The following is a 22471-nucleotide window of genomic DNA, read 5'->3' on the forward strand; positions in this document are numbered from 1 at the left end:
CGGCACAGCCGCGCGGCTCATGGATCGACTGGTCACAAGGACCAGTTCATCTCACTCAGAACGCCTGCTCCAGGCGCACGAACCAGCGGCGGCCGATCGTGTCGTAGGTCTGCACGTCGACGTTGCCGTTCAGCTGGAACTGGTAGGCCAGCGGCGGCTGCTTGTCGCCCACGTTGTTCACACCGACGATGACCTTGGTCTTGGTCTTCTCCATGCTGTAGGAGACGGCCACGTCGTGGTAGGTCACGCCACCCTGGCGAACCAGAACGGTCGGGCAGGTCGCCGTCGAGCAGAAGTTGGCGTCCTTGCTGTTGCTGATGTTGGTGCTGCTGATGTAGCGCGAGGTCCACAGCACGCCGAACGGGCCCATGCCCCACTGCACGTTGCCGGAAATGCGCCACTTGGCGAAGTTGCCGTAGCTCGGATCCAGCGTGCCAGCGGCTTCCTGTTCGACACCGTCACCCAGGTCGTACTTGAAGCTCTTGGTGTAGCTGGTGTCCAGACCCACGCGGAAGCGGCCGTAGGCGGTGGGCGGCAGCATGTAGCGCAGCGACACATCAATACCGTTGGTCTTGATGTAGCCGGCGTTCAGGTTGGACAGATCCATGTTGTCGATCTGGCCAGTGCCCGGGTCACGCTTGATGCGGTTGCAGAAGGCGTCGGACGGCGTGTTCAGGCAGGCCTTGGCGATCGTGGTCGGGTCGCCGGAGGTGATCGCGTCGTCGAGGCGGTAGTTCCAGTAGTCGGCCGTGACAGAGAAGCCCTTGATCAGGCTCGAGTCATAGACGAAGCCCAGGGTGAACACCTTGCCCTGTTCAGGCTTGAGGTTCTTGTTGCCACCCAGGAAGCCCAGGATCTGCGAGTTGTCCTGATCGTAGCCGCTGTTCGGCGGGATGTACTGGCAAGCGCGGCTGTAGCCGGGCTCGTTGCCGGTGGCCGTCTGGCAGGGATCGATGAAGGTGGGGAAGGTGCCCTGCGTGGCGCCGAAGCGGTCATTGATGGTCGGGGCGCGGAAGACCTGCGACGCCGTACCACGCACCATCAGGTCGGCGACCGGACGGTACTCCAGCTTGGCGGAGCTGTTGGTCGTGCTGCCGAAGCTGTCGTAGCTCGACAGGCGGCTGCCCAGCGTCAGGTTCAGGGCCTTGGCGCCCGGCATGTCCTTCAGCAGCGGAATGAACAGCTCACCGAACACTTCCTTGACGTTCTGCGTGCCAGAGGTGTCGCCACCGCAGGTCTCGGCCGCCAGCAGGCAGGAGTTGTAGGTCGGCGGCACATAGCGCGTCAGTTCATCGACCTTCACGCTCAGGTCCGACTTGCTGTAGGTAGCGCCCACGGCGGCCTGGATCGTGCCCGGGGTCCACTTGTAGACGTCACCGGTCATCACCAGGTCCAACGTGCGTTCGTTGGTGGAGGTGAAGTTGGTGTAGCCCACCGAGAACGGCGTCAGGCCGACCAGCGAGGCCTGGCCCGTGGCGTTGTCGGCCGTGACGTTGAAGATGTTGAACGCGTCGTTGGTCAGCGCGTTCTGCAGCAGGCCGCCGTTGATGTAGCCGCTGACGCCGGTGTTCTGGCGGTAGCCCTGGTAGGTGTAGGCCAGGTCCCAGGTCCAGGAGCTGTCGGCGACGGCACCGCGCGCACCCAGGGTCATCTGGCTCAGGGTGGTGGCGTTGTTCGACTGGCGCTTGCCCAGGTCGACCGGGCGCACCTGCATGTTCGTGCCAGCGGCACCGCCAGCCGAGGTGGAGCCGAAACGGATGCCGAACGGGTTGTTGGCGCTGGTGGCCCAGCCGTCGTTGGCCGCCACCATGGGCAGCGGGGCGATCTGGAAGCCGGACGTGGTGCGGTTGTGCAGCACGGTGGCGAACAGCTCGACCGCGTCAGACGCCTGGTAGGAGGCGTCGACGAACAGGCTGGCACGCTCCTGCGGGGTCAGGGCCAGGTTCTGCGGCTGGTAGTCGTAGGAGTCGGTGGCGCTGGAGTAGCAGCGGAAGTCGTCCAGCGAGGTGCCGGCGGCGCCGGTCTTGCGGGTCAGGCGGATGGTCGAGCCGGCGCAGCCGAACTGCTCGGCAGCGGTCTTGCCGTTGGGCAGCACGGTGCTGGCCGGCAGCGAGATGCGGCCTTGCGGGGTGGAGCTCGAACCCAGCTTCAGGGTGTTGACCACGCCGTCATACGTGTACCAGTACAGGGCATGCGCCGAGAACTTGCGGTCGCCGGAGCGGACCAGGCCCTGCTTGTTGAAGTTCAGGCCGGCCATCACGTGGCCCTTGTCGGTGGAGGTACCGAAGGTCAGCTCGAGGTTCTTGGTCTCGGCGTCGCCCTTGCCCGACACGCCGTACTGGGCGGCGGCATTGAAGCCGGTGAAGTTCTTCTGGGTGATGATGTTGACCACACCACCGATGGCATCCGAACCATAGGTGGCACCGGCACCCTGCTTCAGGATGTCAACGCGCTCGATCAGGTTCAGCGGGATGGAGTTGACGTCGAAGCCGGCGCCCAGGCGGCGGCCGTCCAGCAGCACCAGGGTGCGCTCGGAGCCCAGGCCGCGCAGCGAGATGGTGGACGCGCCATCACCACCGCCGTTGTTGACCTGCGGGTTGGTCGCCGCACCGGCGATCGACGGCAGTTGCTGGAGCAGCGCACCGATCGAGACCACGCCCGACTGCTGGATCTGCTCACGGTTGACCACCTGCACCGGCGCCGCGGCTTCGGCGTCGATACGGCGGACACGCGAACCGGTCACCTCCACGCGCTCGGCGGTCGGGGTGTCGGTGGGGGCGGTCTGCGCCTGCGCCATCGGGCTGAACGCCGTGACGCCGCCGCCGAACGCCACCAGCAGGCTGGAGCATAGTTTCGTGCGATTGAACATGGATGCCACTCCTTTGATCTGAAAAGAATTGATCGATAGACCCAGTCATGAAGCAAGGGCCATGCCGTCTTGTGAAGTTTCGTGTCCTTGCTTCAACGGACCGTGAACGGATTGTGGCGAGTGCCCTCTTGTCCAGTCATGCGGTTAACCCTTTTTGCATCTCATTCCGGTCCGCTGTGTTGCAAAAAAACTTCAACGTTCATGGGGGTCACGGACGAGCGCCAAACGCGCGTCGCCCGGTGGGGCGACACGCATCAAGACAGGCCGGCGGACGCGGCCGCTCGCGGGGTCAGGCCGGGGTGTTCAGGCGCGGCACGGCGTCGATCAGCCGGCGCGTGTAGGCGTCCTGGGGACGCTCCAGCACGTCGGCGCAATCGCCCTGCTCCACGATGCGCCCGCCGCGCATCACCGCCACCCGGTCCGCGATGTACTCGACGACGCCGATGTTGTGGGTGATGAACAGGTAGGCGATGCCCAGCTCGGCCTGCAGGTCCTTCAGCAGGTTCAGGATCTGGGCCTGTACCGACACGTCCAGCGCCGAGGTGGGCTCGTCGCAGACGATCAGCTTGGGCCGCACCGCCAGCGCGCGCGCGATGGCGATGCGCTGGCGCTGGCCGCCCGAGAACTCGTGCGGGTAGCGCTCCAGCGCCTCGCGCCGCAGGCCGACCTGGTCGGCCAGGGCCTCCAGCCGGGCCCGGCGCGCTGCTGCATCCAGGTCGGGCTGCAGCGACAGCAGCCCTTCCTCGAGGATGTCGAAGACCCGCATGCGCGGGTTCAGCGAGGCGAACGGGTCCTGGAAGATGATCTGGATGTCGCGCCGCGCGGCGCGCAGGGCGTCGCCCTCCAGCGCGAACAGGTTCTTGCCGCCCAGCAGCGCCTGCCCCTCGATCGTCGCCTGGCCGCGCAGCAACTGCACGATGGCCTTGCCGCTGGTGGTCTTGCCGCAGCCGGATTCCCCCACCAGGGCCAGCGTCTGGCCAGCGCGCACCTGGTAGCTGACACCATCGACCGCATCAAACCAGCCGTGCGTGCGCTGCAGCAGGCCCTTGCGGATCGGGAAGCGCACGCGCAGGCCCTGGACGTCCAGCAGCGGCTGGTCCTGGGCCGACGCGGTGGACCGCGGCGAGGGTGCCGGCGCAGGCTGCGGCGCGGCCACGCTGCCCTGACCCGCCATGCCAGGCTCGTACAGCAGGCAACGCACCTCGCGCGCCCCACCCTGGGACAGCAGCGCCGGCACGGTGCTGGTGCACTGCGGCAGTGCACGGTCGCAGCGGGGTGCGAAGCGGCAACCGCTGAAGCTCATCGTCAGCGGCGGCACGGTGCCAGCAATGGCGGACAGCTGCGTGCCGCGACGCGAGGCATCGGGCAGCGCGCGCAGCAGCGCCTGGGCATAGGGATGCCGCGGCGCGCGGAAGAACTCGTCGGCGGGCGCCAGCTCGATGATCTGGCCGGCATACATCAGGGCCACGCGATGGGCCATGCCCGACACCACCGCCAGATCGTGGGTGATCAGCAGCAGCCCCAGACCATGTTCGCGCTGCAGGTCCTTCAGCAGGTCCAGCACCTGGGCCTGGATGGTCACGTCCAGCGCGGTGGTGGGCTCGTCGGCGACGATGTAGTCGGGCTCGGCCGCCAGCGTCATCGCGATCATCACGCGCTGCTTCTGGCCGCCGCTCATGCGGAACGGGTAGTCGTCGATTCGCCGCTCAGGCTCGGGGATGCCGACCCGGCGCAGCCAGTCGATCGCCTTTTCACGGGCGGCGACACCGCGCAGGCTGGTGTGCGTCTCGATGGCTTCGACCAGCTGGTCGCCCACCCGCATCACCGGGTTCAGGCTGGTCGACGGCTCCTGGAAGATCATGCCGATGCGGCCGCCGCGCACGCTGCGCATGTCCGACTCGGGCAGGGCCAGCACGTCGTCGCCGTCGATCAGGATGTCGCCGCCGACCACGCGGCCGTTCTCGGGCAGCAGGCGCATCAGCGCCAGCGCGGTCATGCTCTTGCCACAGCCCGATTCGCCCACCAGCGCGAAGGTCTCACCGCGCTGCAGGGTCAGGCGCATGTCGTCGATGGCGCGCACGATGCCCACCTCGCCATCGAGCTCGACTTTCAGGTTCTTGATGTCCAGCATGGGGCGCTCGCGTCAGGCTTTCTTGGGAACGGCGGCCACGCGCGGGCGGAAGGCCCGGGCGCGCGGGTCGAAGGCGTCGCGCACGCCGTCGGCGAACAGGTTGGCGGCCAACACCAGCGACACCATGAACACGAAGGCGGCGGCGAAGGGCCACCAGACCACCGGGTCGCGGCTCATCTCGTTGCGGGCGAAATTGATCATGCCGCCGAAGCTGTTCATCGACGGGTCGACGCCGACGCCCACATACGACAGCACGGCCTCATACAGGATCAGCGCGGAGAATTCGAGCACCGTGACGATCAGCATCAGGTGCGCCACGTTCGGGAAGATGTGGCGCGCCATGATGCGCCAGTGGCCCACGCCGAAGGCGCTGGCGGCCTGCACGTACTCCAGCTCACGCAGCTTCAGGGTCTCGCCACGCAGCAGGCGGCACAGGCCGGCCCAGCCGGTCACGCCCAGCACCACGCACAGCAGGAAGAGCTTCAGGTCGGCGCGCTCGACGCCGGTCTCGAACAGTTCGGGGTGCTTGTCCAGGAACACCTGCACCATCAGCACGCAGGCGGCGATCAGCAGGATGTTGGGGATCGAGGACAGCACGGTGTAGAGGTACTGGATCAGTTCGTCCACCCAGCCCTTGAAGTAGCCGGCCATGATGCCCAGCGTCACCGCCAGCGGCAGCGTGGCCAGCGTGGCCAGCGTGCCGATGACGAAGGCGGTGCGGATGCTCTTGACCGACTGGTAGAGCACGTCGTTGCCGGTGATGTCGGTGCCGAACACGTGGTAGGCCCCGTTGAGCGTGACCACCGGGCCGAGCAGCAGGCCCAGGATCAGCACGGTCAGACCGGCGACATGCCAGGGCACTGGCAAGCGCTGCTGGCGCACGTCCTGCCAGGTCTGCGCCAGCGGCGTGCCGCGGGCCCGGCCGATCAGCAGCAGGCCCAGCAGGCACAGCATCGCGGCGCCCAGGGCCCCGGCGACCAGCCCCTTGAGCACCCGCGCCGTGACATCACCCGCCCATTCAGCCGCCGGGTTGCTCAGGTGGGCACCGCCATAGGTCAGCCGCGGCGCGACGCGCTGCACCTTGCCATCGATGGTTTCCGACTCCTTGGTGAAGCGCACATAGGCCAGCGGCACCGAGTAGGTGGCCTCGCGGGCTTCGGCCGCCGAGGCCATCAGCGCATCCAGCACCGACTTCACGCGGGTGTCGTAGGCCACCGTGCCGGCCGGCGCACCTGGCGTTGGCGGCAATTGCGGACGGAAGTGCAGGCTGTCGGCCAGGGTCAGCAGCAGGCACAGCACGAGCACGACGCTGGAGGCCAGCGCCGGGCCGTTCTGGAAGACTTTGGCCCAGTTGGCGCGCAGGTTGGCGCGGCGGCGCACCATCAGGCCGTAGCCCACCGCGGCGGCGATCAGCAGCCAGATCGCCACGTCGGTCCAGAGAAGAACGAATTTCGGCATCACCGTGTTCCTTGCAGCGGTGGCGTCAGCCCAGGCGGACGCGCGGATCGACCCAGGTGTAGGCCAGGTCGATCAGGATGTAGGTGGCGATGTAGAGCAGCGAGCCCACGAACACCATGGTGCGCACGATCGCGAAGTCCTGCTTGCTGATCGCCTCGATCACGTAGGCGCCCAGGCCCGGGATGCCGAAGAAGCTCTCGAACACCAGGCTGCCCATGAACACATACGGCAGGTAGCCGCCGGCGCTGGTGATGATCGGGATCAGCGCGTTGCGCAGCACATGGCGGAACATCACCACCGTTTCGGACAGGCCCTTGGCGCGCGCGGTGCGCACGTAGTCCTTGCCGATCTCCTCCAGAAACATCGCCCGGTACAGGCGCGCCTCGGCACCCAGTCGGGCCAGCGCCGACAGCAGCACCGGCAGGATCAGGAAGCGCACCGCATCCAGCCCCGCCGCATAGCCCGAGATCGGCACCAGCTTCAGCACCCGCGAGAACAGGTACTGGCCGACGATGATGTAGAAGAGGCTGGAGATCGACAGCATCAGCACGCACAGCACCACGCCCCACAGGTCCAGCCGGGTATGGCGGAACATCACCAGCAGCAGCGCGAAAGCCGTGCTGGCAATGACCTGCAGGATGAAGATCGGCAGCGCCAGCTGGATGCTGACCCACATGCGGCTGGCCACCTCGTGGCCGATGTCACCGGCGCTTTCGCCGTCGGCACGCCCGAACTTCAGCTGGAACAGCGAGACCGAGCGGTCGTAGAAGATCGTGTCGGTGAAGCGCTCCAGGCCCACGCGCTGGTCGTTGAGGTACAGCGGCTTGTCATAGCCGCGCTCGACCTTCCACTTCTCGATCAGCTCCTGGGTGACACGCTTGCCGCCGATGTTCAGGCGGGCCATGTCGTCCGGCGTGTTGACCGTGAAGAACAGGAAGAAGGTGGCCAGGTTCACGCCCAGCAGGATCACGACGCCGTAGAGCAGGCGGCGGATGGTGTACGCAATCATCGTGTGCTCTCGTCGATCAGGCCAGGACTTCGCCGCGGGCGTTGGTGCGCTCGCGCTTGCGCAGCGCGCGCCGCGCCACCACCACGCCCGCCACGACGACGGCCAGCAGCGCCAGCAGCGGCCACCAGACCGGACGGTTCCAGCGCGCCACGGCCTCGGCACGCTGCTGGGCATCCAGGCGCAGGTAGCGGCCGTGGTCGCGGATCAGGATGGCCGGCTTGGAGTTCTTGATCCAGCCGTGCACCGCCGCCGACGCGTAGGGGTAGAAGCCGAAGCTCCAGGGCGCGTCGTCCTGCAGGATGCGCACCATGCGGTCGATCAGGGCCTGCTTGGCGGGGCCGTCGTCCATGGTCTTGAGCTGGGCGAACAGCTTGTCGTACTCTGGGTTCTGGTAGTTCGAGGTGTTCTCGCCGTCGGACACGCTCTTCGAGTTCGGGCCGTAGAGCAGGAACAGGAAGTTCTCGGCGTCCGGGTAATCGGCGTTCCAGCCCAGCCAGAAGACCTGGTGCTTGCCCTTGCGGACCTTGTCCTGGAACTGGTTGTTGTCGGTGGCGCGCACCTCCAGCTGGATGCCCAGCTTGGCGAACTGCTTGACCACCCAATCGATCTCGGGCTTGCGCTCCGGCGTGGCCGGCGCGTAGTAGTCGTAGTTGATGACCAGTGGCTTGCCGCTGCTGGCCTCGCGGCCGTCGGGGTAGCCGGCCTCGACCATCAGCTTCTTCGCGTCCTCGATCGTGCGGCGCACGTACTGGCCGTCGACCAGCTTGTGGGTCACCGGATTGACGCCCTCGGGCTGGCCCTCGCGCGAGCCGGGGATGCCCTGGGGCAGCGGGCTCATCGCGGTCAGGCCGGCCTTCTTCGGGAAGATCTTCGAGTACTCCTCCCAGTCGATCGCGATGGAGATCGCCTGGCGCAGCTTGCGGTTGCGCTCGCGCAGCTGCGGCGTGTCGCCATAGCCGATCACCGGGTCGATCATGTTGAAGCCGATGATGTAGCTGTTGACGTCGCTGTACTGGCCGAAGTCGAAACCCTTGGCGGTGTAGTCGGCACGGACCTCGTCGGAGTCGTCCATCTCGACCAGGTAGGCCTTGCCGGTGTCGGTGCGCTCGAAGACCTCGAGGTCGTAGTAGCCGTCGCGGAACTTGTTCTTCTGGGGCGTGGCCTCGCGCTCCACGGTGGCGACGATGGTGTCGATGAAGGGCGTGGGCTTGCCGCAGTCGGCCAGCAGGCCCTTGGCCTTGTCCTCGTCGGTGCCCTCGCACGGGTAGGGCACGCCGCGGTAGTTCGGATTGCGCTGCATCGTGATGCGGCGGTCCTTGACGTACTCGGTGACCATGTAGGGGCCGGTGCCCACCGGCCACATGTCCAGCGTCAGGCCGCGCGCGGCCATGCCCGGCTGGGCGTAGAACGCATCGGCCTCCCAGGGGATGGGAGCCGTGAAGGTCATCTGCATCCAGTACTTCCACTGCGGGTACTTGCCATGCAGGCGGATGCGCAGCAGGTGCTTCTCGGGCGCGGTGGCGCCGGCCAGCGGCCAGCGGCGGAAGTCCAGGAAGGGCTTGTCGAGGCTGGCCGGGTCAGTGCCGGCGCGCAGCTTCTTGTCCTCGGCCTTGACCAGGTCACCGTATTCCTTCAGGCCGACCACGTACTCCGAGAAGATGCCGAAGATGGGCGTGGTGATGCGGGTCGTGGCGTGGCGCTTGAGCGCATAGACGAAGTCTTCGGCCACCAGTTCGCGGGTGCCGGTGTGCTCGAAGTCCATCACCGAGCGCCGCTCCCCGATGTCGCCCGGCTTCATCGCGTGGTAGCGGTAGTTGCCACGCTCGTCCTTGGCAAAGGCCGGGTGCGGCTGGAACAGGATGCCCTTGCGGATCGGCACCTCGTAGACGCTCTCGGCGACCTGCTCGCCCGGGGCGTCTTCGTCCAGTTCCTTGCCGCTCTTGTCGTAATAGCGCGGCTTGACGACCTGCTCGGCCGACTTGGGCACCAGCTCGAACGGGCGCTTCAGGTAGTGGTAGCCGTAGGGCGGCTCGTAGACCTGGTAGGTGACCAGGGTGTCGTTCGACCAGTACGAGGCGGTGGGGTCCAGGTGCCGCGGGGTGTTCTCGATCATCGCCGAGTGGATGACGTTGCGGCTGGCTTCGCCACGCACCCACGGGCTGTTGTCGCAGCCCGCCAGACCCAGCAGCGCAGCCAGCCCCATCGCGGGTGCCCAAAGCGCCCGGACACGGCGCAACGCCGTGAACACACCGACCATGCGGAGTACCCCCATACGGCACCGTTGCGGCCACGGATAAGGCCATCGACGGCGGAACAAAAGAAAAGCGCCTTCCACAACCCCTGCTTGTAGCGAAGGCCGGGCCAGGCGATAGCGGCAGATTCTATGCGGCCGGCAGGAGGCGAAACTAAGGGTTTACTCAGCCGTCATAGGGGGTTAACCCCAAAACGCACCACTCAATGCACCACGGAGCGTCGAAATGACGCCTTATGGTGCCTGGCAGGTGTCAGAGTCTCACCAGCCAAGCAGGACATTGCGTCCTTCGACCAGCAACTGGGCCCGCTGACCGAAGGGCATGCAGATCTTGGTGGGCACATGGCCGAAGGGCACACCGGTCAGGATCGGCGTGTCGCAGTGGCTGCGCACGCAGGCGATGGCACTCTTGAGCGAATAGCCATGGTCCATCGGTGAGGGCCGCCAATCGGAGAAGGCGCCCAGCAGCACCGCCTTCTGCGCCGCCAGCAAGCCGGCCTGGTGCAATTGCAGCAGCATGCGCTCCACCCGGTAGGGGTGCTCGGCCACGTCCTCGAGGAACAGGATGCCGCCCTTGACCCGGGGCCAGTGCGGCGTGCCCAGCAGGCTGCACAGCACCGTCAGGTTGCCACCCCACAGCAGGCCCTTGGCCTGCAGACCGTCGAAGCCGGCCTCGGTGCGAAAGCCCACCGCCTCCAGCTCACCCGACATCGCCTCGCAGAAGCAGTCGGGCGTGATCTCGTCCAAGGTGTCGCGGCCGAAGTCATCGGCGGCCATCGGCCCGCACCAGCTGGCCGCACCGGTGTGCGCCAGCAGGCCCATCTGCAGTGCGGTCAGGTCGCTGTAGCCCACCCAGCGGGTGCCCTGCTCCACGCTGCGGGCCAGCAGCGCCCAGTCGATGCAGTCCAGCAGCCGGGTGATGCCGTAGCCACCACGACCGGGCATGGCGATCGACGGCGCCGCGGCCGCCACGCGGTGGATCGCAGCCAGCCGCGTCTCGTCGTCGCCCGCAAAGCGCTGACGCCGGGCCAGCAGCGACTCATCGCGCGACACGTTGAAGCCCAGCGCCTTGAGCCGCTTGACGGCCAGGCTCATCGTGGCCGCGCGGGGCAGCAGGCCGGAGGGGCTGTACAGGATCAGCGAGTCGCTCATGTCGGACCGGTGAGGTGGGGTGGCAAGGCGGGCAGCTCGGCAGCGTCGCCCGTGGGGATGGCCTCGGTCGATGCCGCCGCGCGCTGTTGGCGCTGCTGGGCACGCCGTTCGGCGAAGAAATCGCGCAGCAGCTGGCCGCAGGCATCGGCCAGCAAACCGCCCTGCACGACCGTGTGGTGGTTGAGCTGGCGCTGGGCGAACAGGTCCACCACGCCGCCGGCCGCGCCAGTCTTGGGGTCGGGGGCACCGAACACCACGCGCTTGAAGCGCGCGTGCATCAGCGCCATCGCGCACATCGCGCAGGGCTCCAGCGTGACGAACAGCTCGCACTCGGGCAGTCGGTAGTTCTCCAGCAGCTGCGCGGCGTGGCGCAGCGCCACCAGCTCGGCGTGCGCGGTGGGATCGTGGGTGGTGATCGGCCGGTTGTAGCCGGTGGCGATGACCTGGCCGTCGCGCAGGATCACCGCGCCCACCGGCACCTCACCGACCAGCCAGGCGTTCTGCGCCTGGTCGAGCGCAATGCGCATCGCGTGCTCGTCGGCGGGGGTGAAGACGGGGGGCGCGTCGCTCATCGTGGTTCGATTATCGGCTGGCGCACTGCACCGGCCCACCTCGCCGCCTGCATGCGGCTCGGAGTGATGAGGCGAGAGAGAGTCCGCAGGGACTCTCTCTCGTCCGCATCGGCCCACCTCGCCGCCTGCATGCGGCTCGGAGTGATGAGGCGAGAGAGAGTCCGCAGGGACTGTCTTTCGTCCGCATCGGCCCACCTCGCCGCTTACAAGCGGCTCGGAGTGATGAGGCGAGGAAGAGTCCGCAGGGACTCTTCCTCGTCCACATCACTCCCATTCGATCGTTGCTGGGGGTTTGCTGGAGACGTCGTAGGTCACGCGGTTGATGCCGCGCACCTCGTTGATGATGCGGCTGGAGACCTTCTTCAGCAGGCTGTAGGGCAGCTCGGCCCAGTCGGCGGTCATGAAGTCGCTGGTCTGCACGGCGCGCAGCGCCACCACGTAGTCATAGGTGCGGCCGTCGCCCATCACGCCCACGCTCTTGACCGGCAGGAAGACGGTGAAGGCCTGGCTGGTCAGGTCGTACCAGCTCTTGCCGCTGTGCGGATCGATGGCGGCGCGCAGCTCCTCGATGAAGATGGCGTCGGCACGGCGCAGCAGGTCGGCATAGTCCTTCTTCACCTCGCCCAGGATGCGCACGCCCAGGCCGGGGCCGGGGAAGGGATGGCGGTAGACCATGTCGTGCGGCAGGCCCAGCGCCACGCCCAGCTCGCGCACCTCGTCCTTGAACAATTCGCGCAGCGGCTCCAGCAGCTTCAGGCCCAGCTGCTCGGGCAAGCCACCGACGTTGTGGTGGCTCTTGATGGTGGTGGCCTTCTTGGTCTTGGTGCCGCCGCTCTCCACCACATCGGGGTAGATCGTGCCCTGGGCCAGGAAGGTGGCGCCTTTGTGGCCGCCGTCACCCGCCTTGAGCTTGGCGGCCTCGGCCTTGAAGACGTCGACGAACAGGCCGCCGATGATCTTGCGCTTCTTCTCGGGGTCGGTGACGCCGGCGAGCTGCCCCAGGAACAGATCGGCCGCATCCACGCGGATCACCTTGGCATGCAAGCGGCCGGCGAACATCTCCATCACCATGTCGCCCTCGTTCAGGCGCAGCAGGCCATGGTCGACGAAGACGCAGGTCAGCTGGTCGCCGATCGCGCGGTGGATCAGCGCCGCAGCCACCGAGCTGTCGACGCCGCCGGACAGGCCCAGGATCACCTCCTCGTCGCCCACCTGCTCGCGGATGCGGGCCACCGCTTCCTCGATGTAGTTGCCCATGATCCAGTCGCCGGCGCAGCCGCAGATGCCCCGCACGAAGCGGCCCAGCATCTCGGCGCCCTGCAGCGTGTGGGTCACCTCGGGGTGGAACTGCACCGCGTAGTAGCGCTTGTCCTCGTTGGCCATGCCGGCGATCGGGCAACTGGGCGTGCTGGCCATCAGCTTGAAGCCCGGCGGCAGCGCGGTGACCTTGTCGCCATGGCTCATCCAGACCTTGAGCATGCCGTGGCCCTCAGGCGTGGCGAAGTCCTGGATGCCCCGAAGCAGCTCGGTGTGGCCATGGGCGCGCACCTCGGCGTAGCCGAACTCGCGGGTGTCGGACCAGCTGACCTCGCCCCCCAGTTGCACCGCCATGGTCTGCATGCCGTAGCAGATGCCCAGCACCGGCACGCCCAGGTCCCACACCGCCTGCGGGGCGCGCAGCTGATGGTCCTCATAGGTGCTGGCGTGGCTGCCGCTGAGGATGATGCCCTTGGGCGAGAACTCGCGGATGAAGGCGTCGCTGACGTCGTTGGGATGGATCTCGCAATAGACATGCGCCTCGCGCACCCGGCGCGCGATCAGCTGGGTGACTTGCGAGCCGAAATCGAGGATCAGGATCTTGTCGTGCATGGGCAGGTCCGGACGGAGTGGATCAGGTGGCTGCGCCAGAGGCCGGCGCAGCAGCAGGTTCAGAAGACGGGGCCAGCGGCGCCGGATGGCGGCGGAAGTGCCGCAACGCCAGCACGGTGGCCACGGCCTGCAGCGCGGAACACAGGTAGAACGGCGCGCCGATGCGCCAGTCACCACGCGGCAGGTGCGAGGCAAAGCCCAGCAGCGAGGCACCCAGCACCGGCGCGAACACCGCGGTCAGGCTGTTGAGCGACGCCACGGCACCCATCACCCGGCCCTGTTCGTGGTCACCGGCGGCGTTGGACACCAGGGTCTGGATGGCGGTGGCTGCCATGAAGCCGAAGACGTTCAGGCCGATCACGGCGTACATCATCCAGCCCTCGGTGGCGGCGCCCCACAGCAGGTAGCAGCCTGCCGAGGACACCAGACCGAGGATGGCGATGCGCTGTGCCGACATCCGCTGCAGCGCCACCCGGATCAGGCCGCCTTGCACCAGCACCGACATCACGCCCACCGCGAACAGCGACCAGCCGTTCTCCTTCGGGCCCCAGCCGAACTTGAAGCTGGTGTAGAGCACCCAGGTGGTGTGCATCACGAACTGCGCCAGGCTGGCCAGGCCGATCACCGCCACCAGCATGCCCACGCCCTGCAGGTCGGACAGGCGCCTGAGCGACGACACCGGGTTGGCCTTGCGCCAGTCGATCGGCGTGCGCCGATGCGGCGGCAGCGATTCCGGCAGCACCAGGATGCCGTACAGCGCATTGACGATGGCCAGGCCGCCCGCCACGAAGAAGGGCAGGTGCAGGTCGATCGAGCCCAGCAGGCCGCCCATCACCGGACCCAGCACGAAGCCCATGCCGAACATCGCACCCAGCAGGCCGAAGCGCTTGGCGCGCTGCTCGGGCGTGGAGATGTCGGCCACATAGGCATTGGCCACCGCCGCGTTGGCCTGCAGCGCACCGCTGACCAGACGCACCGCCACCAGCATCCACAGCGCGGTGGCCAGCCCGGTGACGAAAAAGCTCAGCGCCAGGCCCGAGAAGCCCAGCAGCAGCACCGGCCGACGACCGTAATGGTCAGACAGCGCGCCCAGCACCGGCGAGCCGAAGAAGTTGGCGATACCGAAGGCGAAGGTCACCACGCCGTACCAGAACGCATGCTGGGTCTGGTCGGCGGTGAAGCTGCCCACCAGCGGCGGCAGCACTGGAATGATCAGACCGATCGCCACCATGTCGATCAGCACCGTCAGCATGATGAAGGGCATCGCCGGCTCGCGGCGGCGGGTGCTGGCGTCGGCTGGGGCGCTGGAATCGGTCATCGAGGGCTCTGAAAGACGGCGCCCGGACGGTGCCGGGCGCTGTGCGGTGCGGTGGAGGGGGTCACTCCATCCGGTAGTTCGGGGCTTCCTTGGTGATCTGCACGTCGTGCACGTGGCTCTCGCGGATGCCCGCGGCGGTGATCTCGACGAACTCGGCGCGCTCGCGCATCTCGTCGATCGTTGCGCAGCCGCAGTAGCCCATCGAGGCCCGCAGGCCGCCGGCCATCTGGTAGACGATCGAGATCATCGAACCCTTGTACGGCACCCGACCCTCGATGCCCTCGGGCACCAGCTTGTCGGCGTTCGGGTTGGCGGACTCGTCGTTTTCCTGGAAGTAGCGGTCGGCCGAGCCGGCCTTCATCGCCCCGATCGAGCCCATGCCGCGGTAGCCCTTGTAGCTGCGGCCCTGGTAGAGGAAGACCTCACCCGGCGATTCCTCGGTACCGGCAAACATGCCGCCCATCATCACCGAGCTGGCGCCGGCGGCGATGGCCTTGGCGATGTCGCCCGAGTAGCGGATGCCGCCATCGGCGATCAGCGGCACACCGGTGCCGCGCAGCGCGGTGGCGACGTTGTCGATCGCGGTGATCTGCGGCACGCCGACGCCGGCGACGATGCGGGTGGTGCAGATCGAGCCCGGGCCGATGCCGACCTTGACGCCGTCGGCGCCCGCCTCGACCAGCGCCAGCGCAGCGGCGCCGGTGGCGATGTTGCCGCCGATCACATCGACCTGCGGGAAGTTCTTCTTGACCCAACGCACGCGCTCGATCACGCCGGCCGAGTGGCCATGGGCGGTGTCGACGATCAGCGCATCGACGCCGGCCTTGACCAGCAGTTCGACCCGCTCCTCGGTGCCCTCGCCCACGCCCACCGCGGCGCCGACGCGCAGCTTGCCGTGGGCGTCACGGGCGGCGTTGGGGAAGCTGGTCTGCTTGGTGATGTCCTTCACCGTGAACAGACCGCGCAGCTCGAAGGCGTCATTGACCACCAGCACGCGCTCGAGCTTGTGCTGGTGCATCAGTGCCTTGGCCTCGGACAGCGCAGCGCCTTCGCGCACCGTGATCAGGCGCTCGCGCGGGGTCATGATGTCGCGCACCGGGGCGTCCAGGCGCGTCTCGAAGCGCAGGTCGCGGCCGGTGACGATGCCCACCACCTGGCCTTCTTCCACCACCGGAAAGCCCGAGATGCCGTGCTGGCGCGACAGCTCGATCACATCCCGCACCCGGGCGCCGGGGGCGATGGTGATCGGGTCCTTCAGCAGGCCCGATTCATAGCGCTTGACGCGCGCAACCTCGGCCGCCTGCTGCTTGGGCGTGAGGTTCTTGTGGACGATGCCGATGCCACCTTCCTGGGCGATGGCGATCGCCAGGCGGGCTTCTGTCACAGTGTCCATCGCGGCGGACACGAGCGGCAGGTTCAGCTGGATATTGCGCGACAGACGGGTCGCAAGCGAGGTGTCGCGGGGCAACACCTGGGAGAACGCAGGCACCAACAACACATCGTCGAAGGTGAGCGCTTTGCCAAGAAGGCGCATGGGTCGGGCTCCAGACGCAAAAGCGGATTATACGGACCGTTGCATGCTGTGCGCCCGGCCGCCTTACACTGCGACCACAACAGCCCCTTTTCCAGCACCGCCATGCGTCGCTCCACTGCCCTGCTCGCCCTCGCCTGTCTGGCCCTGCTGCCGGTGGTCGGCTCCGCCCAGGCGATCTGGAAATGGAAGGACGCCAACGGCACGCTGCAGGTCAGTGACACGCCGCCGCCCACCAGCGTGCCCGACTCGGCCATCCTCAGCCGGCCGGGTGGCCGCTCGGCCGAGATCGTCGTTGGCGGCACGGCAGACGCGCCGGCCTCCACGCCCTCGCGCAGCGACAGCGCGCTCGAAGCCCGCAAGCGCGAACAGCAAAGCGGCCAGAAATCCGCTGATGCCGCCCGCGCCGCGGCCGCCAAGGAGCGCGATCAGGCCCGGCGCGAAGAGAACTGCCGCCAGGCGCGCCAGCAGCAGGCGAACCTGGACAGCGGCATGCGCATGGCGCGGCTGAACGACAAGGGCGAACGCGAATTCCTCGATGACGCCGCCCGTGCGGCCGAGGCCGAGCGGGTGCGCCAGCGCATCCAGCAGGCCTGCAACTGAGCGTCGGCGCCGCCCACACCGGGCTTTGGCGCTGCCAGGTTGGCGGCCGATCAGGCCTTGGCCTTGCGGTAGCGTTGCCGGCGCGCTTCCTTCGGGTCGACCTTCAGCGCTCGCCAGACTTCCACCCGGTCGTGCTCGCGCAGCACGGTGTCGCGCGCACGGGCCTTGGCCCAGATGCCCACCTGGAGTGATGCGCCGGCGTCGCTGTCGACCATCTCCAGCAGACCCGCCGCGCGCAGCGCATCGTCCAGCGTGCTGCCCACCGGCAGGCTCAGGGACCAGCTGCACACCTCACGCGGCTGCGGGCTCCAGCTCACCAGCACCTGGATCGTCTCAGCGTTCGCCATAGACCTGCTCCGCACGTTTGACGAAGGCGTCGACGAAGGTGTTGGCCACCTTGTCGAACACCGGACTCAGCACCACCTCCAGCGGCCGGCTGGCGAAGGCGTACTGCAGGTCGAACTCGACCTTGCAGGCCGGCGGCTGTCCATTGCCCAGCGGCAGGAAGTCCCAGGTGCCGTCCAGCAGCGAGAACGGGCCGTCGACCAGGCGCATCAGCAACTGGCGGTCGGCGGTGTGATCGTTGCGGGTGGTGAAGGCATGTCGCACCCCGGCGTAGGCCAGGTGGATGCGCGCCGTGTTGCCGCCGTCATGGGTCTCGAGCACCTCGCCACGCTCGCACCAGGGCAGGAACTCGGGATAGCGGGCCACATCGGTCACCAGCGCGAACATCTCGGCCGGCGAGTACCACAGCAGGACAGACTTCTTCACATGCTTCATACAATGCCGGGATTCTAGGGCGCCGCCCTGCCCTGTCCCGACCCCTGCATGTCCGCCCTGATCGCTGAAAACCGCCGCGCCCGATTCGAATACCACATCGAAGAGCAATTCGAAGCCGGCATGGTGCTGGAAGGCTGGGAGGTCAAGGCCATCCGCGCCGGCCAGGTGCAGCTGACCGATGGCTATGTGGTGATCAGGCAGGGCGAGCTCTTCCTGATCGGCTGCCGCATCAATGCGCTGCGCTCGGCCAGCACCCATGTGCACCCCGAGGCCGACCGCACCAAGAAGCTGCTGATGAGCAAGGCCGATATCCGCCGCCTGATCGGCAAGGTCGAGCAGCGCGGCTTCACCCTGGTGCCGCTGAACCTGCACTACAAGGGCGGCCGGGTGAAGGCGCAGATCGCGCTGGCCAAGGGCAAGGCGCAGCACGACAAGCGCGAGACCGAGAAGAAGCGCGACTGGGAGCGGGAAAAGGGGCGGCTGATGAGACACAAAGTCTCATCAGGGCCGAAGGCATGAAGCGCGCAGCGATTCATCGGCCCTTTCTGCACAAGGGGCGCCTGATGCGACACAAGGTCAGCGGACCGTCGGCCTCATGACGCTCGACGAGGTTCTGCACCCAGCCGTCGAACCGCTGCGCCAGGGCCGCCTGGCGGTGGGCGACGGACACGAGCTGCACTGGGAAACCTGCGGCACGGTCGATGGCATTCCGGCGCTGTTTCTGCATGGAGGGCCCGGCGCCGGCACCTCGCCCACCAGCCGTCGCTTCTTCGATGCCCGCCGCTACCACGTCGTGCTGTTCGACCAGCGCGGCGCCGGCCGCTCCACACCACTGGGCGCCACCCACGCCAACACCACGCGGCTGCTGATCGACGACATCGAGCGCCTGCGCACGCTGCTGGGCATCGAGCGCTGGCTGGTCTTTGGCGGGTCCTGGGGCTCGACGCTGGCCCTGGCCTACGCCCAGGCGCACCCGCAGCGCTGCCTGGGCCTGGTGCTGCGCGGCATCTGGCTGGGCAGCCAGGAAGAGATCGACTGGTGGCTGTACGGCATCCGCCAGTTCTACCCGCGCGAATGGGAAGCCTTTGCCGGCCATGTGGACGCGTCCGAACGCCATGACCTGCTGGGCGCCTACCAGCGCCGCCTGACCCACCCCGACCCGGCGGTGCACGCCCCGGCGGCCCGGGCCTGGGCACGCTATGAGGGCAGCTGCCTGCACCTGGTGCCGCAGCCCGCGCAGGCGGACGCCTTCGGTGCCGACGCCATGGCCCTGGGCGTGGGACGCCTGGAGGCGCACTACTTCGCCCACCAGGCCTTCCTGGCACCGAACCAGCTGCTGCAGGGCATGCCGCGCATCGCCCACCTGCCGGGGGTCATCGTGCACGGCCGCTACGACGTGATCTGCCCGCCGCGCTATGCCCACGCCCTCGTCGATGCCTGGCCTGGCGTGAAGCTGCGCATGGTCACCCAGGCCGGGCACAGCTCGACCGAGCCGGGCATCGCCGCTGAACTGGTGGCGGCCACCGACCGCTTCGCGCAGACCGGTGGCTTCGCCTGATCAGCCCAGCCGGGCCAGGCCGGCGGCCAGGTCGACGATCAGGTCGTCCACCGACTCCAGGCCGATGCACAGGCGCACCAGCACGCCCTCGTAGGGGGTGGGCAGCTCGCGCATGAAGCGGGCCTGGTAGGGCACGGCCAGGCTGACCGGGCCGCCCCAGCTCCAGCCGATGCGGAAGCACTGCAGGCCGTCGACCAGGGCGTTGACCTGCTCCACGCTGTGGCGCGGATCGATCTCCAGTGTCAGCAGGCCGGCGGCCGCGGTGCACAGCCCAGCCCAGTGCGCGTGGCCGGGCGAGCCCGGCAGCGCCGGGTGCAGCACGCGGCGCACCGCGGACTGGCCCTGCGCCCACTCGGCGATGCGCCGCGCCGCCTGGTCCTGCGCGTGGTAGCGCAGCGCCAGGCTGGGCAACGAGCGCAGCAGCGCCTCGGCATCATTGGCGCCCACCCCCAGGCCCAGGCGGCTGTGCGTCCAGGCCAGGCGCTCGTGCAGCGCGTCATCCAGGCAGGCGATCGAGCCCATCAGCACATCGCCACCGCCCGAGGGGTACTTGGTCAGCGCATGGATCGTCAGGTCAACGCCCAGGCCCTCCTCGCCCAGCGCGAAGGGGTTGAAGGCCAGGCCGGCGCCCCAGGTGTTGTCCAGCGCCAGCACGGCCTGCGGCGCACGCTCGCGGCAGCGGCGCACCAGGGCGCGCAGGTCGGGGAATTCCAGCGTCACCGAGCCGGGCGCCTCCAGCCAGACCAGCTTGACGTCCGGCCCCAGCGCGGCGTCCAGCGTGGTCGGGTCCAGGGCGTCGTAGACCCGGTGAGCGATGCCCCAGCGCGCCAGCTCATGGCGCGCCATGTCCCGGCTGGGAAAGTAGACGTTGTCCGGCAGCAGCAGCGCATCGCCGCTGGACAGCAGCGCCTGGTTGACCACGTTCAGCGCCGACAGGCCGCTGGGCGCCAGCAGCACATGGCGGGCGTGCTCCAGCGTGGCCAGGCGCGCCTCCAGCGTGAAGGTGGTGGGCGTGCCGTGCAGGCCGTAGGTGTAGCCGCTCTTGTCCACCCAGCGACGGCTGCGCAGCGCGGCCACGTCGGGAAAGAACACGGTCGAGGCCTTGTGCACGGGCACCACCGGCGACTCGAACTCGGCCGGCGCCACGTAGTCGTGGTGGATCAGGCGGGTGCGGATGTCCTGGCTCATGCGGGCCCCTCAGATCGGCTCGCCGACCAGGTCGTGGCCGTCGACAGCCACGATGCGCGCCCGGGCGAATCCGCCCACCGCCAGCCGGGTCGAGGCCTTGGCGGGCGGCAGCAGGCGCACCGTGCCGTCGATCTCCGGCGCATCGGCATAGCTGCGGCCCACGCCGCCCTTGCGGCCCATTGCCGGCGCGTGGTCGACCAGCACCTGCATCACCTGGCCCACGCGGCGCTGCAGCCGAGCCACCGAGACCTGCTCGGCCACCGCCATGAAGCGGGCGCGGCGTTCCTCGCGCACCGCATCGGGCAAGGCCCCGGGCAGGTCGTTCGCCGTGGCGCCTTCGACCGGCGAATAGGCAAAGCAGCCGGCGCGGTCGATCTGTGCCTCCTGCAGGAAGTCCAGCAGGTGGGCGAATTCGTCCTCGGTCTCGCCCGGGAAGCCGGCGATGAAGGTGGAGCGGATCACGATCTCGGGGCACAGCTCGCGCCAGCGCTGGATGCGCTCCAGGTTGCGCTCGCCGCTGGCCGGGCGCTTCATGCGCCGCAGAACGTCCGGGTGGGCGTGCTGGAAGGGCACGTCCAGGTAGGGCAGCACCAGGCCCTCGGCCATCAGCGGGATGACCTCGTCGACGTGCGGATAGGGGTAGACGTAGTGCAGGCGCACCCAGGCGCCATGCGCGCGGGCCAGCTCGCCCAACTGGGCCACCAGGTCCAGCATGCGCGTCTTGACCGGGGCGCCGTTCCAGAAGCCGGTGCGGTACTTCACGTCCACGCCATAGGCCGAGGTGTCCTGGCTGACCACCAGCAGCTCCTTCACGCCGCCTTCGAACAAGGCCCTGGCCTCGTTCAGCACGTCGCCCACCGGCCGCGAGACCAGGTCGCCGCGCATGCTGGGGATGATGCAGAAGGTGCAGCGGTGGTTGCAGCCCTCGCTGATCTTCAGGTAGGCGTAGTGCTTGGGCGTGAGCTTGATGCCGGCCGCCGGGACCAGGTCCACGAAGGGGTCGTGCGGCTTGGGCACATGCTGGTGCACCGCGTCCATCACCTCCTGCGTGGCATGGGGCCCGGTGACCGCCAGCACCTTGGGGTGCACCTCACGCACCATGTTGCCGCCGTCGGTGCCGGTGCGCGCACCCAGGCAGCCGGTGACGATGACCTTGCCGTTCTCGGCCAGGGCCTCGCCGATCGCGTCCAGGCTTTCCTTGACCGCGTCGTCGATGAAGCCACAAGTGTTGACGATCACCAGGTCGGCACCCTGGTAGGTCTTGCTGGTCTGGTAGCCCTCGGCCGAGAGCTGGGTCAGGATCAGTTCGCTGTCGGTCAGCGCCTTGGGGCAGCCCAGGCTGACGAAGCCGATGGTGGGCGCGGCAGCCGCCGCGTCAGGAAGTGCACTCATGGGCCGGGATTGTCGCAAACCCGCCCTCGCCCGCCCGCGCCAGCGCCTATTTGCGGCTGGACGGCGGCGTGAAGCCCGGGAACAGCGTTGTGCCCGGCTTGCCGATCTGCTCCTGCATCTGCATGAACAGGTTCTTGGATTGCTCCAGGTAATTGCCCATCAGGCCCTGCATCAGCGGTGCCTGGCCGCTCATGAACTGGGCCCACATCTCGGGGGTGAAGGCCTTGGGGTCGTAGAGGCCGCGGGCCTGCTCGCCCAGGCGTGACTGCAGCTCGACGAAGGTCTGCAGGTTCTTTTCCAGGTAAGCGCCCATCATCCCCTGCATCGCGTGGCCGTAGAAGCGGATGATCTGGGCCAGCATGCGCGAGGTGAACATCGGCATGCCGCCGGTCTCTTCCTCCAGGATGATCTGCAGCAGGATGCTGCGGGTCAGGTCCTCGCTGGTCTTGGCGTCGCGCACCTCGAACTCCTGCCCGTCCAGCACCATCTTCTTGACGTCGGCCAGGGTGATGTAGCTGCTGGCGCGCGTGTCGTAGAGACGGCGGTTGGGGTATTTCTTGAGCACCCGGATGCCGTCATGGCCGGCGGGCTCCGACGCTTCGGACACTGGGGGGGCGCGACGGGCTGAGGGCATCGGCAAGGCTCCGGCTGGCATTGTGCAAGTGCACAACGATTCTAGGCCTGGCCGCAGCGCAGCCGCCCACGGGATTGCACTGTCAGGGATGGCCCCTTGCGGTCGGCCCGGTCGGGACTGCGTGTTTTTCGCACCCGCCGTCCCAGCCGGGCGCGC

The 22471-nt window shown here is 68.1% G+C and carries 18 protein-coding genes; 3 read left to right on the forward strand and 15 right to left on the reverse strand.

The window, feature by feature from the left end; all coding sequences use genetic code 11:
* Nucleotides 1-55 precede the first annotated feature (55 nt).
* The 10 genes from KAK07_RS03410 to guaB all read right to left on the reverse strand — a co-directional run bounded on the left by KAK07_RS03410 (nt 56) and on the right by guaB (nt 16163).
* Nucleotides 56-2869: a TonB-dependent receptor domain-containing protein gene (locus KAK07_RS03410; RefSeq protein ID WP_210853944.1), complete on the reverse strand. Its 2814-nt coding sequence runs from the start codon at nt 2867-2869 to the stop codon at nt 56-58.
* A 289-nt stretch (nt 2870-3158) separates the two neighbouring features.
* Nucleotides 3159-5000, reverse strand: a complete 1842-nt coding sequence (locus KAK07_RS03415; RefSeq protein WP_210853943.1) for an ABC transporter ATP-binding protein — start codon at nt 4998-5000, stop codon at nt 3159-3161.
* Nucleotides 5001-5012: 12 nt separating this feature from the next.
* Nucleotides 5013-6458, reverse strand: coding sequence for an ABC transporter permease (locus KAK07_RS03420; RefSeq protein ID WP_210853942.1), 1446 nt, complete (start codon nt 6456-6458; stop codon nt 5013-5015).
* 25 nt (nt 6459-6483) lie between these two features.
* Nucleotides 6484-7467, reverse strand: coding sequence for an ABC transporter permease (locus tag KAK07_RS03425; protein WP_210853941.1), 984 nt, complete (start codon nt 7465-7467; stop codon nt 6484-6486).
* Between the two features lie 16 nt (nt 7468-7483).
* Complete coding sequence (locus KAK07_RS03430; RefSeq protein ID WP_375140977.1) at nt 7484-9670, reverse strand: ABC transporter substrate-binding protein; 2187 nt, start codon at nt 9668-9670, stop codon at nt 7484-7486.
* A 309-nt stretch (nt 9671-9979) separates the two neighbouring features.
* Complete coding sequence (locus tag KAK07_RS03435; protein WP_210853939.1) at nt 9980-10870, reverse strand: LD-carboxypeptidase; 891 nt, start codon at nt 10868-10870, stop codon at nt 9980-9982.
* Nucleotides 10867-11442 (reverse strand): tRNA adenosine(34) deaminase TadA, encoded by a 576-nt coding sequence (tadA, locus tag KAK07_RS03440; RefSeq protein ID WP_210853938.1) that lies wholly within the window; start codon nt 11440-11442, stop codon nt 10867-10869. Before tadA ends, KAK07_RS03435 begins: the two co-directional genes overlap by 4 nt.
* Before the next feature lie 264 nt (nt 11443-11706).
* Complete coding sequence (guaA, locus tag KAK07_RS03445) at nt 11707-13311, reverse strand: glutamine-hydrolyzing GMP synthase (RefSeq protein WP_210853937.1); 1605 nt, start codon at nt 13309-13311, stop codon at nt 11707-11709.
* A 22-nt stretch (nt 13312-13333) separates the two neighbouring features.
* The gene (locus tag KAK07_RS03450) at nt 13334-14629 is read right to left on the reverse strand and encodes an MFS transporter (protein ID WP_210853936.1); all 1296 of its coding nucleotides are present in this window, start codon (nt 14627-14629) and stop codon (nt 13334-13336) included.
* A 61-nt stretch (nt 14630-14690) separates the two neighbouring features.
* Nucleotides 14691-16163, reverse strand: a complete 1473-nt coding sequence (gene guaB / locus KAK07_RS03455) for an IMP dehydrogenase (RefSeq protein WP_210853935.1) — start codon at nt 16161-16163, stop codon at nt 14691-14693.
* A gap of 102 nt (nt 16164-16265) precedes the next feature.
* Here guaB and KAK07_RS03460 point away from each other — a divergent pair, with 102 nt between their 5' ends.
* Nucleotides 16266-16763: a DUF4124 domain-containing protein gene (locus KAK07_RS03460; protein WP_210853934.1), complete on the forward strand. Its 498-nt coding sequence runs from the start codon at nt 16266-16268 to the stop codon at nt 16761-16763.
* Between the two features lie 50 nt (nt 16764-16813).
* On the opposite strand, the gene KAK07_RS03465 is transcribed toward KAK07_RS03460, so the two are convergent.
* Together KAK07_RS03465 and KAK07_RS03470 are read right to left on the reverse strand one after the other, a co-directional pair.
* On the reverse strand, nt 16814-17110 hold the full coding sequence (locus KAK07_RS03465; protein ID WP_210853933.1) for an RnfH family protein: 297 nt from the start codon (nt 17108-17110) through the stop codon (nt 16814-16816).
* Nucleotides 17097-17543, reverse strand: a complete 447-nt coding sequence (locus tag KAK07_RS03470) for a type II toxin-antitoxin system RatA family toxin (protein WP_210853932.1) — start codon at nt 17541-17543, stop codon at nt 17097-17099. The genes KAK07_RS03465 and KAK07_RS03470 overlap by 14 nt, the downstream gene beginning before the upstream one ends.
* 48 nt (nt 17544-17591) lie before the next feature.
* Between KAK07_RS03470 and smpB the strand changes: the two genes are divergently transcribed.
* Entirely contained in the window at nt 17592-18062 is a 471-nt protein-coding gene (gene smpB / locus KAK07_RS03475) for an SsrA-binding protein SmpB (protein ID WP_210853931.1), read from the forward strand.
* Between the two features lie 76 nt (nt 18063-18138).
* Nucleotides 18139-19101 carry a prolyl aminopeptidase gene (gene pip, locus KAK07_RS03480; protein WP_210853930.1) on the forward strand — a complete coding sequence of 321 codons (963 nt, stop codon included), beginning with the start codon at nt 18139-18141 and terminating at the stop codon, nt 19099-19101.
* On the opposite strand, the gene KAK07_RS03485 is transcribed toward pip, so the two are convergent.
* The 3 genes from KAK07_RS03485 to phaR are packed head-to-tail and all read right to left on the reverse strand — an operon-like array spanning nt 19102 to nt 22315.
* Nucleotides 19102-20289 (reverse strand): PLP-dependent transferase, encoded by a 1188-nt coding sequence (locus tag KAK07_RS03485; RefSeq protein WP_210853929.1) that lies wholly within the window; start codon nt 20287-20289, stop codon nt 19102-19104. It lies immediately after the preceding gene.
* A gap of 9 nt (nt 20290-20298) precedes the next feature.
* Complete coding sequence (gene rimO / locus KAK07_RS03490; RefSeq protein ID WP_210853928.1) at nt 20299-21681, reverse strand: 30S ribosomal protein S12 methylthiotransferase RimO; 1383 nt, start codon at nt 21679-21681, stop codon at nt 20299-20301.
* A gap of 46 nt (nt 21682-21727) precedes the next feature.
* Nucleotides 21728-22315 (reverse strand): polyhydroxyalkanoate synthesis repressor PhaR, encoded by a 588-nt coding sequence (gene phaR, locus KAK07_RS03495; protein WP_210853927.1) that lies wholly within the window; start codon nt 22313-22315, stop codon nt 21728-21730.
* Nucleotides 22316-22471 lie beyond the last annotated feature (156 nt).

It is taken from the genome of Ideonella alba, assembly GCF_018069875.1.
GTDB lineage: Bacteria > Pseudomonadota > Gammaproteobacteria > Burkholderiales > Burkholderiaceae_C > Ideonella > Ideonella alba.